This window comes from Brevibacterium siliguriense, assembly GCF_900105315.1.
Lineage (GTDB): Bacteria > Actinomycetota > Actinomycetes > Actinomycetales > Brevibacteriaceae > Brevibacterium > Brevibacterium siliguriense.
This window is the reverse complement of sequence record NZ_LT629766.1, coordinates 3883815-3897994: the sequence shown is the minus strand read 5'-3', so window position 1 is coordinate 3897994 and position 14180 is coordinate 3883815. Positions and strand designations below refer to the sequence as shown.

The following is a 14180-nucleotide window of genomic DNA, read 5'->3' as shown; positions in this document are numbered from 1 at the left end:
TGTCCTTCTTATTTGTCGTTCTTGTTGTTGCTGGCCGAGGCGGCGACCGCTTGGGCCGGTTCGGTGGGGACTCGGCGCGTGTAGGCCGAGCGCTTTCCGAAGATCGTCAGCGGCAGCACATCGTGGTCGCTGCGCCCGCGCTGCATCGTTCCCGTGATCAGGGAGATGAGATAGCCGAAGACCATGGCGCCGATGAATGCGACGGTCGAGACAGCGAAGGGCGTGAGCCCGGCCTTCTCCTGGACGGCCCAAGCGAGGGCGGCGCCGAGCAGGAGGCCTGCGAGCACTCCGGAAGTGTTCGCCCGCTTCGTGAAGATGCCCAGGGCGAAGACGCCGGCCAGCGGAACTCCGAAGAGGCCGGTGATCGCGAGGAACAGATCCCAGGTCTGAGCCTGATCGGTCGCCGAGAGGTAGAGCGCGACGCCGACGGACAGGGCGCCGACGATGACGATGACGGCGCGGGAGAACCCGACCCCGGTGCGCGGCACCCCGTCCTTGGGCGGGAAGAAGCGGTCGCGGATGTCGACGGTGACGCAGGCCGAGATCGAGTTGAGGCTCGAGGAGATCGTCGACTGTGCGGCGGCGAAGATCGCGGCGATGAGCAGTCCCGAGACGCCGGCAGGCAGCGCGGTGACCGCGAAGTAGGGAACGAGTGCGGAGGTGTTGAAGCCTTCCGGCAGCGCCTCCGAATGCTGGTAGAAGCTGTAGAGGACGGTGCCGATTCCGTAGAACAGGGGGATCGTCAGCAGGGCGAGGAAGCCGTTGACGATGAGCGACCGGGCCGTCGACTTCGGCGAGTCCGTGGTCTGGTAGCGCTGGACGACGTCCTGGCTGGCCGTGTACTGGTGCAGGTTGTTGAACACCGAACCGAGGAAGACGATCGGGATGGCCGCTGCCGCTCCGCCGAACTTCCAGTTGTCGGCGGAGATGAACTTGTCATCGGCCGCGGCGTCGGAGACGACAGTGGCCAGGCCTCCGTCGAGGGCTGCGATGCCGAAGACGAGGATGACCGCAGCGCCGACGAGGAGGATGATGCCCTGAACGACATCGGACCAGATGACCCCCTCGATGCCGCCGAGGAAGGTGTAGACGACCGAGAGTACGCCGACGGCTCCGGCGACGAGCGCCGGGTTGATGTCGGTGACAGAGCTGATGGCAAGCGTCGGCAGGTAGATGACGATGGCGACGCGGCCGATGTGGAAGAGGACGAAGAGGACGGAGCCGAGCACGCGGATGCTCGGGCCGAAGCGCTCTTCGAGGTACTCATACGCCGTTGTGACGTCGAGCTTGCGGAAGAACGGGATGTAGAAGATCACCAGCAGCGGGACGATCGCGAAGATCGCGATATTGCCGGCCGCATACGACCAGTCGGTGAGGAACGCCTGCTCGGGCGTGGACATATAGGTGATCGCCGACAGCGTCGTCGCATAGATGGAGAAGCCGGCCGCCCAGGCCGGGATTCGTCCGCTGGCTTTGAAGAACTCCTCTGTTCCACCGCTGGCTCGTCTGGTGAACCAGACGCCGATGCCGAGGGTGGCCAAGAGATAGATGATGATCACGGCCCAGTTGAGGCCGCCGAGTCCCGGAGCGTCCATGCTCCCTCCTCACGTGGATAACGTAGGGGACCGGCGCGGGCGTGAGTGCGAGCGGAAGTCCCATCTGACATCGAGGACCAACACGTAAGACGTATGATGTCCTATGTCATGAATCTACGGGAATGTGCGGCACGGCACAACCCGTGGATGGCCGGAAGCAAGGTTCGCCGAGGTGAGGGTCGGTGGAGATCGCCGAAGGGGCGGGTCAGTCCTGTGGCGTGCGCACGGAGATCGTCAGCTCCGGCTTCGCGACCGGCCGCTCCTCGTCGGGGAATGAGTCGACGACTTGATCGACGAGCGGCTGGAGGAACAGCCTGCCCAACTGCCGGACCATGACGGTGACGACCTGATCGACGCGACTCCTGTCCGTAGAGGCGACGCCTCCCGAGCGCATGGAATCCACGCTCTGCAGTGAGAGCCGAGCTAGGCGTGTGATGAGAGTGCGATCAGAGGAGTCCTCGAGGAGTTCGCGACGCAGGTAGCCGACGATGAGCGGGTTCGCCTTGAGCATCTGAGCCACCGCGGCATCGCGCCCGGCGGTATCCGCGACGGAGTCCGGAGCTGCGGCATCGGCTTCGGTGATCGCTGCGCCGAATTGGTCGACGATCCAACTCTCGACAGCCGCCCGCAGTCCGTCCTTCGAGCCGAAGTGGTGCGAGATCAGGCCGATGGCCACTCCCGCCTCGGAGGCGATCGCGCGCAGGGGAGTGCCGGCGAATCCAGTCGTGGCGAACTGGTGGAGACCGGCATTGCGAATCCGGGCACGGCTCGTGAGATCTACCGCCGAGGACACACCGGCGTCGGCGTTCCTGCTTCTGCGCTCCGCATTCATCGGCACATCCATGTCCTCACCTCTGTCGTCCGCGGCCATTCTCTCAGCCCGTTGCCGTTCCCCGGGCTGTCGCTCGCGCTTGTTCGTGCGTTCGTAACTGAGCTCGAGTGCCGGAACGGGAAGATTTCTCTTCATAGTATTGAACGTTCTTTCAGTATCCTATACATTCATTCAAAAATGATGATTCGATTCGACCGGAGGATCCAAGAATGACCGACGCTCAACCGCTCGGCGGAATCACGGTGGTCTCCCTCGCCATCAATCTGCCGGGACCGCTCGCCGCAGCGCGCCTGTGCGCTCTCGGTGCTCGGGTCATCAAGGTCGAACCGCCCACCGGCGATCCCCTCAACCTGATGTTCCCCGACTACTACCAGGAGCTCACCGCCGGTCAGGAGATCCGCACCATCGACCTCAAAGATACTGAGGGAATCGAGCAGCTCAGGACACTCATGGCCGAAGCCGACCTCCTGCTCACCTCGATGCGTCCTCGCGCAGCCGCCGCCCTCGGTCTGCCGGAGCTCGTCGACGAACACGGACTCGTCCACGTCGAGATCGTCGGATTCGCCGGTGACCGCGCAGACGTCCCCGGCCACGACCTCACCTATCAGGCCGCGCACTCCACCCTCCTCCCCGGAACCATGCCCACAGTGCCCGTCGCCGATGTCCTCGGCGGCGAGCATGCAGCATTCCAGGCCCTGGCAGGGCTGCATGAACTCGAGACCCGACGCACTGCTGCCCAAGGTGCTGGCGATCAGGACCCGCATGGTCGGCACGACGGCGGAATCGTCCGTCGCGTCGTCCTCGACGAGGCGGCCGCTTGGGCGGCGGGACCGGCACGGCACGGAATGAGCACACCGGGAGGTCCCCTCGGCGGAGGAACGCCGTTCTACCGGACCTACTCGACCACTGACGGTCATGTTGCCATTGCCTGCCTCGAGCCTCATTTCGCAAAGGCGCTGGCCTCGCTCCTCGGATCCGAACACGAGGAGCTCGAGCGGGCTTTCGCGGCCGAGCCGACAGCGCACTGGATCGACTTCGCCGCCGAGTACGATCTGCCCATCGAGCGAGTCGCTCTCGGGTGATCATCCCCTCATCAGTACCCCGCAACCCCACTCACCTCTCTGGGACCGTCACGGCCCTTCGGAACTACTACGACGATCAGATTCAGGAGACAGCACAATGATTCTCGACGGATACCGCGGCATCTGGGAGACCCAGGAGACCGATGACCTGCGCGATCTGGCGCGCGGATTCTTTGCCAAGGAGCTCGTGCCGAACGAAGCTCGCTTCGCCGAACAGAAGCAGGTTGATCGCGAACTGTGGACCCGGGCCGGCGAAGCCGGTCTGCTGTGCATCTCGATCCCGGAAGAATACGGAGGCGGTGGCGGCTCCTTCGCTCACGAGGCGGTGCTGCTTCAGGAGCAGGGATTCGTCGGCGATTCAGCGTGGGGCAACAGCGTCCATTCGACGATCAACGCCCACTACATCAACGCTTTCGGCACCGAAGAGCAGAAGCAGAAGTGGCTGCCCCGCATGGCTTCAGGCGAGCTCGTATCGTCGATCGCCATGACCGAACCGGGCACCGGTTCTGACCTGCAGAGCGTGAAGACCCGGGCATTGCGCGACGGTGACGAATACGTCATCAACGGCGCCAAGACCTTCATCACCAACGGTTCCCACGCCGACCTCGTCATCATCGTGGCCCGCACCAGCGACGAACCCGGCGCGAAGGGCATTTCGCTCATCGTGGCCGAAGTGAATGATCTGCCGGGCTTCTCCCGCGGACGCGTGTTGGAGAAGGTCGGCCTGCACGGACAGGACACTCGGGAGCTGTTCTTCGAGGACATGCGCGTCCCCGCCGAGAATGTCCTCGGCGGAGTCGAGGGCCGCGGATTCATCCAGCTGATGCAGCAGTTGCCTCAGGAGCGCCTGGCCATCGCCGTCGGCGGTGCCGCGACCGCAGAATTCGCCGTCCGCGAGACCGTCACCTACGCCAAGGAACGGGAAGCCTTCGGTCGCCCCATCCTCGGCTTCCAGAACACGAAGTTCGTCCTCGCCGAATGTGCCACGGAGGCGCTGTCGGTGCGCACCTTCGTCGACCATCTCATCAGTGAACACATCAAGGGCGCGCTGACGACGGAACAGGCTTCGGCCGGAAAGTACTGGGCCACGGACGCTCAGAACCGAGTCGTCGACCGTTGCCTGCAGGTCTTCGGCGGCTACGGATACATGGTCGAGTATCCGATCGCCCGCCTCTATGCCGATGCCCGAGTGCAGAAGATCTACGGCGGCACGAACGAAATCATGAAGGAGCTCATCGCACGCGGACTGTGAGGTCGCCTCGGCGAGGCCACCCACCTGTATGCCCCTCAAGACCGGGTCCACGCGGGTGTGGGAAGATTGAGGGCGTGTCGAAAGTACTTGAGATCCTGACCCCGGAGGGCCTTCCGTCGCTTAACGAGAAGCCCGGTGTCTCCTTCATCATGCCGGTCCTCAATGAGGCCGAACACATCGAGCAGGCGATCACCACGATCCTCGCTCAGGAGTATGACGGGGACAAGGAGATCGTCCTCGCCCTCGGCCCCTCGACCGATGAGACGAACGTCATCATCGAATCGATGGCCGCCCGCGACCCGCGGATCCAGACTGTCGACAATCCGCAGGCCGCGACCCCGATCGGGCTCAACCTCGCCATCGCTGCGACCCGGCATCCGGTGATCATCCGCGTCGACGCGCACTCCGGCCTCGGCGCCGACTACACGATGCAGGCCATCGACACGCTGCGTGAGACCAAGGCCGCGAACTGCGGTGGACTCATGCTCGCTCGCGGCAAGACCTCCTTCCAGAAGGCCGTCGCCCGCGCCTACATGTCCCCGGTCGGGCTCGGTGGTCCCGCCTACCACTCCGGCGATGAGGCGCAGGAGGCCGAATCGGCCTACCTCGGTGTCTACCGTCGGGAAGTCTTCGACCACCTCGGCGGGTTCGACGAAGGGATCAAACGCGGCCAGGACTGGGAACTCAACCTGCGCATCCGCGCCGCCGGCGGCCGCATCTGGTTCAACCCGAACATGGAAGTCACCTACTGGCCGCGCGGAACCTGGTCGAAGATCGCCCAGCAGTTCTGGGCCACCGGAATCTGGCGGGCCGAACTCATCCGCCGCTACGGATCGCAGAACTCCATCCGCTACTTCGCTCCGCCGCTGCTCGTGCTCGGCATGAGCGCAGCCGTGATCGAGACCCTGCTCCAGCTGTCCGGGTCGACGAAGAAGTGGCCGAAGTTCCTCCGCCGCTTCACCTCGCTCATCCACGTCCCCAGCTTCGGCTACATCGCCGGGATCCTGGCCACCGCCTCGGCGGCGAAGGACTGCGGACGACGCGAGCGATTCTGGTTCGGCATCGTCCTGCCGACCATGCACCTGTGCTGGGGTGCCGGGTTCCTCCGTGGACTCGTCATCGGAGCCGGAACGACGAAGGACAGCAGCCGATGAGCAGGAAGAAGCCGACCCAGGCTCACCGGGACCGCTACGGTCGCGGCACCAATGATCCGCTGCCGAGCGTCGATCCCGAATCCCGCGAGCGAATTCCCGTGCCCGACCGTCCCGAGCCGAAGAAATTCAACGCACCCCTGTGGGCCGGCGCCATCGTCGTCCTCCTCGTCGCGGGTGTGTTCGCGATGAACATCTTCGGATCCGACGACCAGCTGACCGTCGATTCGCTCAACCCGCCGGCCGTGGGCGCCCTCGACGGCGGATCCTCGGTGTATCCGGCGAACTCGAAGCTCGCCTTCACCGAGAACGTGAAGTTCGGCTACCTGCCGGCACCCACGCTCACCGCGCTCGGCGACGGCACGGTCGTCGCCGCGAACCCGGAGACCGCGGCGAAGGACATGGGCCTGAAGAAGAACCTCGATGAGCTCGACTCCGCAGAGTTCCTCGACCAGACCATCAAACCGGCCCGCAAGAACACGACCCCCGGTGAGCCCATCACCTGGGATCAGATCGTCGACGAGTTCGGCGGGGACACCGTTTTCATGCCCGCCATCGACTCTGCCGAGGTGGCTACACCGGCATTGAAGACCATCACCGAGGCGGGGCTTGAGGACTCGACGCTCGTGCGCACCGATGACGCCGAGGTAGCCCGTGCCGCCGCCGATGCCGGAGTCGGCGCCATGTTCACCGGGGACTACACCAAGACTTCGCCCGATGACCTCAGCGGTGCCGGCTATACCGCAGTCGCCGTCGCTTCGGACGCCGTGTCGACCTGGGCCGAGTCCGACCTCAATGCCTGGGCCGCCGACGTCGAGAACAAGAAGCAGCTGGAGAAGCTCGCCGACGCCGGGGTCACGGGCGCGCTGAGTGAGAACCCGTATAAGGTCCTGCCGTCCGAAGTGAAGACCGACTGACCCCGACAACCAAGGAGACGCAATGACTCAGCCAATCGGCAACCCATCGCACATCGGCAACCTCGATGCCAGCCAGCTCGGCCCGCAGCCGACCTACCTGCCCGACGATCACCCGGACGTCGACGCTCGCAAGCGCATCGACGCAGGTGAAGAGCCCATCGACGTCGCCGCGGCACTGCCGGCGTCCTCCCTGGCATGGGCGGAACTCGCCGATGAAGCGCACCAGGAGGGCCGCCTCGTCGACGCCTATGCCTACGCTCGCGTCGGCTACCACCGCGGACTCGACGCCCTGCGTGCCGCCGGTTGGCGCGGAGCCGGACCGATCCCGTACTCCCACGAGGTCAACCGCGGATTCCTCCGCGCGCTCTACGCGCTCGGCCGTGCCGCCGGAGCGATCGGCGAAGGCGAAGAGGCCGCACGCATCGAGGAGTTCCTGCACTCCTCCGACCCGACGGCAGTGGCGGCCATCGGCAAGGGAGAGTAAGCCCGCCGCACCTTCGTCGGACAGATCGGCCTCCGCAGCGCGTGAGTAATCGCACCACGGAGGCCGATTGTGCATGTCGACGAGGCGGCGTAGAACTATATGAATGGGTAATGCTTCCGATACGGTCATGACGGCAGAGCAGCGCAAGATCCTTGCGGTGATGCTCGTCCCGATGTTCATGTCGCTGCTGAGTGTGTCGATCGTCAACGTCATCCTCCCCGACATGCAGCGCTCGATCGGCGCTTCGAACTCGGCGATCCAGTGGGTGCTCTCGGGCTATACGCTCGCCTTCGGCGTGCTCCTCGTGGCCGCCGGTCGAGCCGGGGACCTCTTCGGCCGTGGTCGGCTCTTCGTCATCGGCGTCAGTGTCTTCGCCCTCGGGTCCCTCATCTCGGGGTTGTCCCCGGACCCGCTCGTGCTCAACATCGCCCGTGTCGTCATGGGGCTGGGGTCCGGCCTGCTCAGCCCTCAGGGTGTGGGAATGCTCCAGCAGTATTTCCACGGCAAGGTGCGCGGCCGCGCATTCGGGATGTTCGGCACGATCGTCGGCGTCTCCGTGGGCATCGGCCCCGTCCTCGGCGGTGGACTCATCGCTGTGCTCGGCGACGAGTGGGGATGGCGTTCAGCGTTCCTCATCAACGTGCCGATCGCCCTGGCCGCAATCATCCTCGGCCGGTTCTGGCTTCCGAAGAGCGCCTGGGTCGGCACTGGTACCGAGTCCGATTCGCACGGCCGACGCCGCGCCGACTTCGACCCGGTCGGGCTCGTCCTGCTCGGCGTGGGCACGCTGTTGGTCATGCTGCCCTTCCTCGAACGCAGCGCAGGTGCTTGGATCTATGCCCTCGTCCCGGTCGGGGTCGCCGTCGTCTGGCTGTGGGTGCGATGGGAGAACCGATACTCTCGCAGAGGCGGATCACCGATGGTCGACATGCAGCTGTTCCGGACGCGCAGCTTCGCCTACGGGGCATCGCTGACGTCCATGTATTTCGTCGGAATGCCCGGCATCTGGGTCATCGTCGCGCTCTACCTGCAGAACGGCCTCGGATTCCCCGCCCTCCACGCGGGTCTCGTCGGTCTGCCCTCGGCGCTGCTCTCGGCCATCGCAGCACAGGCGGCCGGCCGTGTCGTGCTCACCTTCGGAAGGAAGATGGTCGTCCTCGGGGTTGCATTCGGTCTGACCGGGGTCGTCGCCTCGGCGCTCCTCGTGCTGGCGCATGAGGCCTGGGGGATCAGCATCTGGTGGCTGCTCCTCACCCTCGGGATCACCGGCCTCGGGCAGGGCATGGCGATCAGCCCGAATCAGACTCTCACTTTGGCCGAAGTTCCCGTAGAGTACGCAGGCAGCTCCGGCGGTGTGATGCAGACCGGGCAGCGGGTGGGCACGGCCATCGGCATTGCGATCGTCACCGCGGTGTTCTTCGTCGTCCAGCCTCTGGCCGGCTACGGCGCAGCCATCGTTGCGGGCTTCGGGTTCATTGCGATCGTCATCGTCTTCGCGGGAATCATCGGACTGGTCGATCTTGCCCGCGGTCGAGCCAGGGCCCGGCAGGAAGGCCAGCCGGTCAGGAGCTGAGACTCCGTCCGATCACCGCGTTCCTCGGCGTCAGGGACTGGCGGTTCAGTGCTCCCGTCTTCTTCGGCGAGACGATCCACATGCGGTAGGAGATCGCGGAGCGGCGCCTGTCGAAATCCGACCCGTCGGCAGGCATCGTCGACTTCCGCGTCGAGGTGCTCAACCAGGACGATCAGGTTGTTCAGGCCGGCACGCTCACGATGCTGGTGTCGGTGCGCCCCGGCTGAGTTTCAGGTTCCGACCGCTGCCGCGGTCACGTCTGCGCAGGGGCGACGCGGCCGGGTCAGTCGCGAGATTCGGGGCGGTCGCCTCGGCGCGTTCGATGTTCTGAGCGGCGAACACGGCGTCGAGGAGGCCGGGGAAGCGGGCGTCGAGATCGTCCTTGCGCAGGGTATTCATGATCTTCGTGCCCTCATATTCCTGTCGGATCACGCCAGCTTCGCGCAGAGTGCGGAAGTGGTAGGTCGCTGTCGACTTCGACACCGGCAGCTCGAAGGTCGCGCACGCATGATCGCCGAAAGCGTCGTTGAGCTTGCAGGCGACGGTGCGGCGGACCGGGTCGGCGAGGGCGGCCAGGACGGTGTCGAGTCTCATCTCGTCCCTGCTGGGGTGGTCGAGTGTGCGCATCTGGGTCCTCCCATCTCGCCATCGTGTCGGTCGGCGTAGGTGGATGTCGTCTGAACAGCCACCGATCACAGGTAGCGCCGTATCTCTCCATTGTACGAAACATTTGGTAGTACGAATTTCATCGTAGTAAAGTGCGAACTCGAAGTACGAAGAATCTCATACTTCCAATCGACTATTTTCGACGAGATCACGAGGTGTCATGTCTCATCTGCTGTTCGAACCGCTCACACTGCGCGGCCTGACCTTCCGCAACCGGATCTGGGTTCCGCCCATGTGCCAGTACTCCGTCGAGACTCTAGACGGGGTCCCCGCTCCTTGGCACACCGTCCACTACGGCGCCATGGCCCGGGGAGGCGCGGGAGCCGTCATCGTCGAAGCCACCGGAGTCACTCCGGAGGCGCGGATCTCGGCCAAGGACCTCGGACTGTGGAGCGACACACAGCGCGACGCCTTCGTCCCCATCGTCGACTTCCTCCACACCCAGGGCGCGGCCGCCGGCATCCAACTCGCCCACGCCGGCCGCAAGGCCTCGACCTATCCGGAATGGGGAACCGACCACGACGGCAGCCTGCCCGTCGACGAAGGCGGTTGGCAGACCGTGGCTCCATCCGCACTGGCCTTCGACGGGCTTGCCGAACCGCGTGCCCTGTCGGAGGCAGAGATCGCCGAGGTGGTCGCGGCCTTCCGGTCCTCGGCCCGCCGGGCGATCGAGGCCGGGTTCGACTTCGTCGAGATCCACGCCGCACACGGATACCTCCTCCACGAGTTCCTGTCCCCGCTGAGCAACAACCGCACCGACTCCTACGGCGGAACCTTGGAGAACCGGGCCCGACTGCTGCTCGACATCGTCGATGCCACCCGTACCGAGGTGGGCGAAGACGTTCCCGTGTTCGTGCGCCTGTCCGCGACGGACTGGACCGACGGTGGGCTCACACTCGACGACACCGTCCACGTCGCCGGATGGCTCAAGGAACACGGCGTCGACCTCATCGACGTCTCCTCCGGCGGCAATGTGATGGCGAAGATTCCCGTCGGTCCCGGCTACCAGACGAACCTGGCCGCCGGCGTGCGTCAGGGATCGGGACTGCCGACCGCGGCCGTCGGCCTCATCAGCGAACCGTTCCAGGGCGAGCACATTCTGGCCACTGGCCAAGCCGATGCGATCCTCGTAGGCCGTGAGTACCTGCGCGACCCGAACTTCGCGCTGCGCGCCGCCGACGCCCTGCGCTTCGACATCGACTACCGCCCGGCTCAGTACCACCGCGCCTATAAGTGAGCTGGCGCCGGGGAAGGGCGTACGGAGATGTGGCTGAGCCCAGAGCGGTAGGTTGCAGCTAAGCCAGGCCGCCGAGCCACATTCCGATCGCCGCGGCCGTCGTTGCGAAAGCCAGCGTGCCGAAACCGCTGACCAGACCGGCGACCCAGCGACGTTCCTGGAGAAGCTGAACAGTCTCGAAGCTCGCCGTCGAAAACGTCGTATAGCCGCCGAGGAAACCGGTGCCGAGTACAAGATGCCAGGCATTCGGCAGCAGGTTCGCCCCGGCCAAACCGGTCAGCAGCCCGAGCACGAGTGATCCCGAGACATTGATGATGATCGTTCCCCACGGCAGGGCCGTGCTCACGCGGGACTTGATGAGTCCGTCGATCAGCATCCGTGATGAGGCGCCGAGCCCGCCGGCGGCGGCAAGTGCGATGAAAACCAGCGCGGTCATCGGGCACTTCCCGGGTGACGGTCGGCAGAGGCATCGGGGCCGGCATCCGCGGCGTCCTCGTCCCGGACATCGGGTTCGTTCGGCAGTCCGTCGGTCGCCTCGTCGACCTCACCGCCACCTCGACGCAGCGTCGTCGCCGTGGCGATGCCGGCGAAAGTGGCGAGACCGCCGATGAGTACCGTGCCCACCCCGTAGGCAAGACCGAGGCCGGGATTGCTCGCACCGCCCGGATCCGCGCCGAGGAGGCCTGCCGTATCCGCGGCCAGCGCGCTGTACGTGGTGAATCCGCCCATGAACCCTGTGCCGACCAGGATCCGCGTTCTCCGACGCCACCCTTCATCTGGACCGCTGCGCGCCAGGGAATCCAACAGCAGGCCGAGCAGGAACGCCCCGAGGATGTTCACCGTGAGGATTGCCCACGGCACACCGCCGAGGGGCGGCAGGCTCAGGCTGATCGCCTCGCGTGCCGCGGTTCCGAGCGCGCCGCCGAGGAATGCGAGCCCCAGATGGGACAGGCGCAGGTGGACCGGCCGGGTCACTGCTCGCCCTCGCCGGTTTGAGACTCAGCAGTGGGGGAATCGCCGGGGATCGGCGACGTCGCCAGCGCGCGGGTCGACCAGGCGACATTCGTGTCTTCCAAGGCGGCCGCGATACGGTCTCCGAGTTCGGGGTCGAAATGGGCGGCGTAGTCCGCGGCGGCGGTGATCACCTCGGAGGGCTGATCGGGGACGACGCCGAGGACGATGCGTGCGCGCGGCGACCCGTCATATTTCGGATCGGGGCTGGCGGACATGGTCTCTCCTACCTTTCGGGCATGCTGAAGCCGGTCGAGGTAGGGACTGTTGTCGAAGTCGAACACCGAAGTTCCGCTTCCGAGGTTGGGTACGGCGAGCCCCACCGCCGTGTCGCGCAGGCGCGACACCAAATATTGTGCCACAAGACCGCAGCGAAAGGGCCGTCGGATGCCCGGCGTCCGACGGCCCCTGCAAGGTTTCAGCTGTCTCTGTGCGTCAGCCTTCGCGGATGGTCATCCTGTTCAGTTTGTCGCCGTCGATGACGAAAGCGAATGATGAACGGCCGTTGGCATGCGTGGAGCGCCAGTCGCCGATGACGGTCACGCTATTTCCGTCGACGGTGACCTCTTCAGGTGTGAGCACACCGGTTGCGCCGATGAACTCCTTATCGCTCCACGCCCTGATGGACTCTCGGCCCTGGAACTCGCGGCCCCAGTCATCCACGACACCGTCGGTGGTGAAGGCGTCTAGGAACCCCAGGTCATCATGGGCGTTGACGGTGTCGATGAATCCGGCGACGGGTTCGGGAATCTGCAGATCTGACATGCGTTCTCCTGTGGTTTCGGGAGGTGGCTCTTGGGTGGGTGCTGAGGGGGACGTGAGTATCGTGTCCGCCTCAGCGAGTGGTGTAACCGCCGTTGGCGAAGATCGTCTGCCCGGTGATCCAGTTGCCCTCCGTGGCGAGGAATCGCACGATCGGCGCAATGTCTTCGATCTGAGTCAGACGATTGCCCATACCCTGCGACTTATGGAACTCCACCCGTTCCGGGGTCTCCTGACCATAGAAGAACGGTGTGTCCATGGGCCCGGGGGCGATGGCGGTGACGGAGATCCCGCGGTCGGCATATTCCTTCGCCGCAGCCCGGGTGAAATGCTCGACCGGACTCTTGCCGCCGGCATAGGTCGAATAGCCGTCGGTGAACGCGGCGAGCAGAGCGGTGACGATGGTGACGATCTTGCCGTTGTCGGCCAGGTGTTTGCCTGCTTCCTTGATGAAGAAGTAGGCGGCCTTCGCGTTGATGTCGAACATCGAGTCGTACTCGTCCTCGGTGGTCTCCGCAATGGGTTTGCGCAGTACCTTGCCAGTCGTGTTCACCGCGATATCGATGGACCCCAATGCTGAGACGGCATCGTCGAAGAGCCTCTCGACGTTGGCGGGCTTGGTGAGATCTCCGGTGAGCAGGACGCTCTTCGAGCCGCTGGATTCGACGGCCGCGAGTGTCTCTTCCGCCTCCGGGCGCGTTGATTCCGAGTTGTAGTGGATGGCGATATCGGCTCCGGCTGCGGCGGCCTGTCGAGCGATGAGCCCGCCGAGGTTCTTCCCGCCTCCTGCGATGAGGATGTTCTTGCCTTGCAGAGTCTGTTCGGTCATGGTCTCAACCTCCGTATCGTTGTTACATCGGACTATATCGACGGTACACTATAATATAGCGATATGACAGAAGCTGAGGGAACGGATACGCGGACCCGCCTGCTCGAAGCGGCCGCCGACCTCATTGCCGCGGCGCCCGGGGAGGACTTCTCTCTGCGCGCGGTCTGCGACGCGGCGGGGGTCAAGATGCCCACTCTGTATCACTTCTTCGGCAACAAGCAGGGACTGGTCGAGGCCGTCGTGGAGCGTGGCTTCGACATGTATCTCTCGGCCAAATCCTCAACCGAATCCAGTGGCGACCCGATTCAGGATCTGCGTCTGGGCTGGGATGCTCACGTAGCCTTCGGCCTGGAGAATCCGGGTTTCTACGCCCTCATGTACGGCAAGGTGAGGCCCGGCTATTCACCTGAGGCGCAGTTGAAGCCGAGCGAGATTCTGCGCGGACTGACGCGCAAAGCGGAACAGGACGGACGGCTCGTCGTCGGCCACGAGCAGGCGGCCGCTCATGTGCTCGCCACGAATATCGGCGTCACCCTGCGACTGATCATTCAAGGCAAGTACGATCCCGGACTTTCAGCAGGCGTCCGTGAAGGCGTCCTCGCCGCCATCACCGGAACCGGACAAAACGAACCGGGTGACGGTCGTCTGGGTCATGCTGTCATCGAACGTGCTGCGGCGAATCCGGACATCCTGGGCGAAACGGAGACTCAGCTCCTCATCCAATGGATCGGCCGCCTCGGCGAGGGCTGAAACCGAGCGCCGAGGCGGCCGAACCGTCCGTCGTGAACT

At 65.0% G+C, this 14180-nt stretch carries 17 protein-coding genes; 8 read left to right on the top strand and 9 right to left on the bottom strand.

Translation table 11 applies throughout. From position 1 onward, the window contains the following. Positions 1-8 precede the first annotated feature (8 nt). Both BLU88_RS17495 and BLU88_RS17490 read right to left on the bottom strand, forming a co-directional pair. Positions 9-1595, bottom strand: a complete 1587-nt coding sequence (locus BLU88_RS17495; RefSeq protein ID WP_092016762.1) for a sodium:solute symporter — start codon at positions 1593-1595, stop codon at positions 9-11. Between the two features lie 205 nt (positions 1596-1800). Then, the gene (locus BLU88_RS17490) at positions 1801-2439 is read right to left on the bottom strand and encodes a TetR/AcrR family transcriptional regulator (protein ID WP_231939490.1); all 639 of its coding nucleotides are present in this window, start codon (positions 2437-2439) and stop codon (positions 1801-1803) included. 197 nt (positions 2440-2636) lie between these two features. On the opposite strand from BLU88_RS17490, the gene BLU88_RS17485 reads away from it, so the two are divergent. The 6 genes from BLU88_RS17485 (at position 2637) to BLU88_RS17460 (ending at position 8886) form a co-directional block, all read left to right on the top strand. Next, a complete protein-coding gene (locus BLU88_RS17485) occupies positions 2637-3509 on the top strand; it encodes a CoA transferase (protein WP_092016760.1) in 873 nt (290 codons plus the stop codon). A gap of 97 nt (positions 3510-3606) precedes the next feature. Further along, entirely contained in the window at positions 3607-4761 is a 1155-nt protein-coding gene (locus BLU88_RS17480; protein ID WP_092016758.1) for an acyl-CoA dehydrogenase family protein, read from the top strand. Positions 4762-4835: 74 nt separating this feature from the next. Then, positions 4836-5915: a glycosyltransferase family 2 protein gene (locus BLU88_RS17475; protein ID WP_092016756.1), complete on the top strand. Its 1080-nt coding sequence runs from the start codon at positions 4836-4838 to the stop codon at positions 5913-5915. Then, the gene (locus BLU88_RS17470) at positions 5912-6829 is read left to right on the top strand and encodes a hypothetical protein (RefSeq protein WP_231939489.1); all 918 of its coding nucleotides are present in this window, start codon (positions 5912-5914) and stop codon (positions 6827-6829) included. The genes BLU88_RS17475 and BLU88_RS17470 overlap by 4 nt, the downstream gene beginning before the upstream one ends. Positions 6830-6851: 22 nt before the next feature. Next, a complete protein-coding gene (locus tag BLU88_RS17465; RefSeq protein WP_092016755.1) occupies positions 6852-7313 on the top strand; it encodes a DUF3151 domain-containing protein in 462 nt (153 codons plus the stop codon). 127 nt (positions 7314-7440) lie between these two features. Then, positions 7441-8886, top strand: a complete 1446-nt coding sequence (locus BLU88_RS17460) for an MFS transporter (protein WP_231939488.1) — start codon at positions 7441-7443, stop codon at positions 8884-8886. On the opposite strand, the gene BLU88_RS18220 is transcribed toward BLU88_RS17460, so the two are convergent. Continuing rightward, a complete protein-coding gene (locus BLU88_RS18220) occupies positions 8876-9049 on the bottom strand; it encodes a hypothetical protein (RefSeq protein ID WP_157689190.1) in 174 nt (57 codons plus the stop codon). The genes BLU88_RS17460 and BLU88_RS18220 overlap by 11 nt on opposite strands. A gap of 32 nt (positions 9050-9081) precedes the next feature. Next, positions 9082-9513, bottom strand: a complete 432-nt coding sequence (locus BLU88_RS17455) for an ArsR/SmtB family transcription factor (protein ID WP_092016752.1) — start codon at positions 9511-9513, stop codon at positions 9082-9084. A 199-nt stretch (positions 9514-9712) separates the two neighbouring features. Here BLU88_RS17455 and BLU88_RS17450 point away from each other — a divergent pair, with 199 nt between their 5' ends. Beyond that, the gene (locus BLU88_RS17450; RefSeq protein ID WP_092016750.1) at positions 9713-10789 is read left to right on the top strand and encodes an NADH:flavin oxidoreductase/NADH oxidase; all 1077 of its coding nucleotides are present in this window, start codon (positions 9713-9715) and stop codon (positions 10787-10789) included. Between the two features lie 58 nt (positions 10790-10847). On the opposite strand, the gene crcB is transcribed toward BLU88_RS17450, so the two are convergent. From crcB to BLU88_RS17425, 5 genes are all read right to left on the bottom strand, one after another. After that, on the bottom strand, positions 10848-11225 hold the full coding sequence (gene crcB / locus BLU88_RS17445) for a fluoride efflux transporter CrcB (protein ID WP_092016748.1): 378 nt from the start codon (positions 11223-11225) through the stop codon (positions 10848-10850). Beyond that, on the bottom strand, positions 11222-11764 hold the full coding sequence (locus BLU88_RS17440) for a fluoride efflux transporter FluC (RefSeq protein ID WP_167356916.1): 543 nt from the start codon (positions 11762-11764) through the stop codon (positions 11222-11224). Before BLU88_RS17440 ends, crcB begins: the two co-directional genes overlap by 4 nt. Further along, complete coding sequence (locus tag BLU88_RS17435) at positions 11761-12018, bottom strand: hypothetical protein (protein ID WP_157689188.1); 258 nt, start codon at positions 12016-12018, stop codon at positions 11761-11763. The genes BLU88_RS17440 and BLU88_RS17435 overlap by 4 nt, the downstream gene beginning before the upstream one ends. A 217-nt stretch (positions 12019-12235) precedes the next feature. After that, positions 12236-12565, bottom strand: coding sequence for a nuclear transport factor 2 family protein (locus tag BLU88_RS17430; protein ID WP_092016744.1), 330 nt, complete (start codon positions 12563-12565; stop codon positions 12236-12238). Positions 12566-12635: 70 nt separating this feature from the next. Further along, positions 12636-13391 (bottom strand): SDR family oxidoreductase, encoded by a 756-nt coding sequence (locus tag BLU88_RS17425; RefSeq protein ID WP_092016742.1) that lies wholly within the window; start codon positions 13389-13391, stop codon positions 12636-12638. Positions 13392-13454: 63 nt separating this feature from the next. On the opposite strand from BLU88_RS17425, the gene BLU88_RS17420 reads away from it, so the two are divergent. After that, entirely contained in the window at positions 13455-14141 is a 687-nt protein-coding gene (locus BLU88_RS17420; protein WP_092016740.1) for a TetR/AcrR family transcriptional regulator, read from the top strand. Positions 14142-14180: the final 39 nt, after the last annotated feature.

Bases quoted from the DNA above. Each gene is read 5' to 3' on its own strand.
- BLU88_RS17425 (WP_092016742.1), bottom strand. From the start codon at position 13,391: ATGACCGAACAGACTCTGCAAGGCAAGAACATCCTCATCGCAGGAGGC.
- BLU88_RS17430 (WP_092016744.1), bottom strand. From the start codon at position 12,565: ATGTCAGATCTGCAGATTCCCGAACCCGTCGCCGGATTCATCGACACC.
- BLU88_RS17435 (WP_157689188.1), bottom strand. From the start codon at position 12,018: ATGTCCGCCAGCCCCGATCCGAAATATGACGGGTCGCCGCGCGCACGC.
- BLU88_RS17420 (WP_092016740.1), top strand. From the start codon at position 13,455: ATGACAGAAGCTGAGGGAACGGATACGCGGACCCGCCTGCTCGAAGCG.
- BLU88_RS17480 (WP_092016758.1), top strand. From the start codon at position 3,607: ATGATTCTCGACGGATACCGCGGCATCTGGGAGACCCAGGAGACCGAT.
- BLU88_RS17490 (WP_231939490.1), bottom strand. From the start codon at position 2,439: ATGGATGTGCCGATGAATGCGGAGCGCAGAAGCAGGAACGCCGACGCC.
- BLU88_RS17465 (WP_092016755.1), top strand. From the start codon at position 6,852: ATGACTCAGCCAATCGGCAACCCATCGCACATCGGCAACCTCGATGCC.
- BLU88_RS17455 (WP_092016752.1), bottom strand. From the start codon at position 9,513: ATGCGCACACTCGACCACCCCAGCAGGGACGAGATGAGACTCGACACC.
- BLU88_RS17470 (WP_231939489.1), top strand. From the start codon at position 5,912: ATGAGCAGGAAGAAGCCGACCCAGGCTCACCGGGACCGCTACGGTCGC.
- BLU88_RS17495 (WP_092016762.1), bottom strand. From the start codon at position 1,595: ATGGACGCTCCGGGACTCGGCGGCCTCAACTGGGCCGTGATCATCATC.
- crcB (WP_092016748.1), bottom strand. From the start codon at position 11,225: ATGACCGCGCTGGTTTTCATCGCACTTGCCGCCGCCGGCGGGCTCGGC.
- BLU88_RS17485 (WP_092016760.1), top strand. From the start codon at position 2,637: ATGACCGACGCTCAACCGCTCGGCGGAATCACGGTGGTCTCCCTCGCC.
- BLU88_RS17460 (WP_231939488.1), top strand. From the start codon at position 7,441: ATGACGGCAGAGCAGCGCAAGATCCTTGCGGTGATGCTCGTCCCGATG.
- BLU88_RS17450 (WP_092016750.1), top strand. From the start codon at position 9,713: ATGTCTCATCTGCTGTTCGAACCGCTCACACTGCGCGGCCTGACCTTC.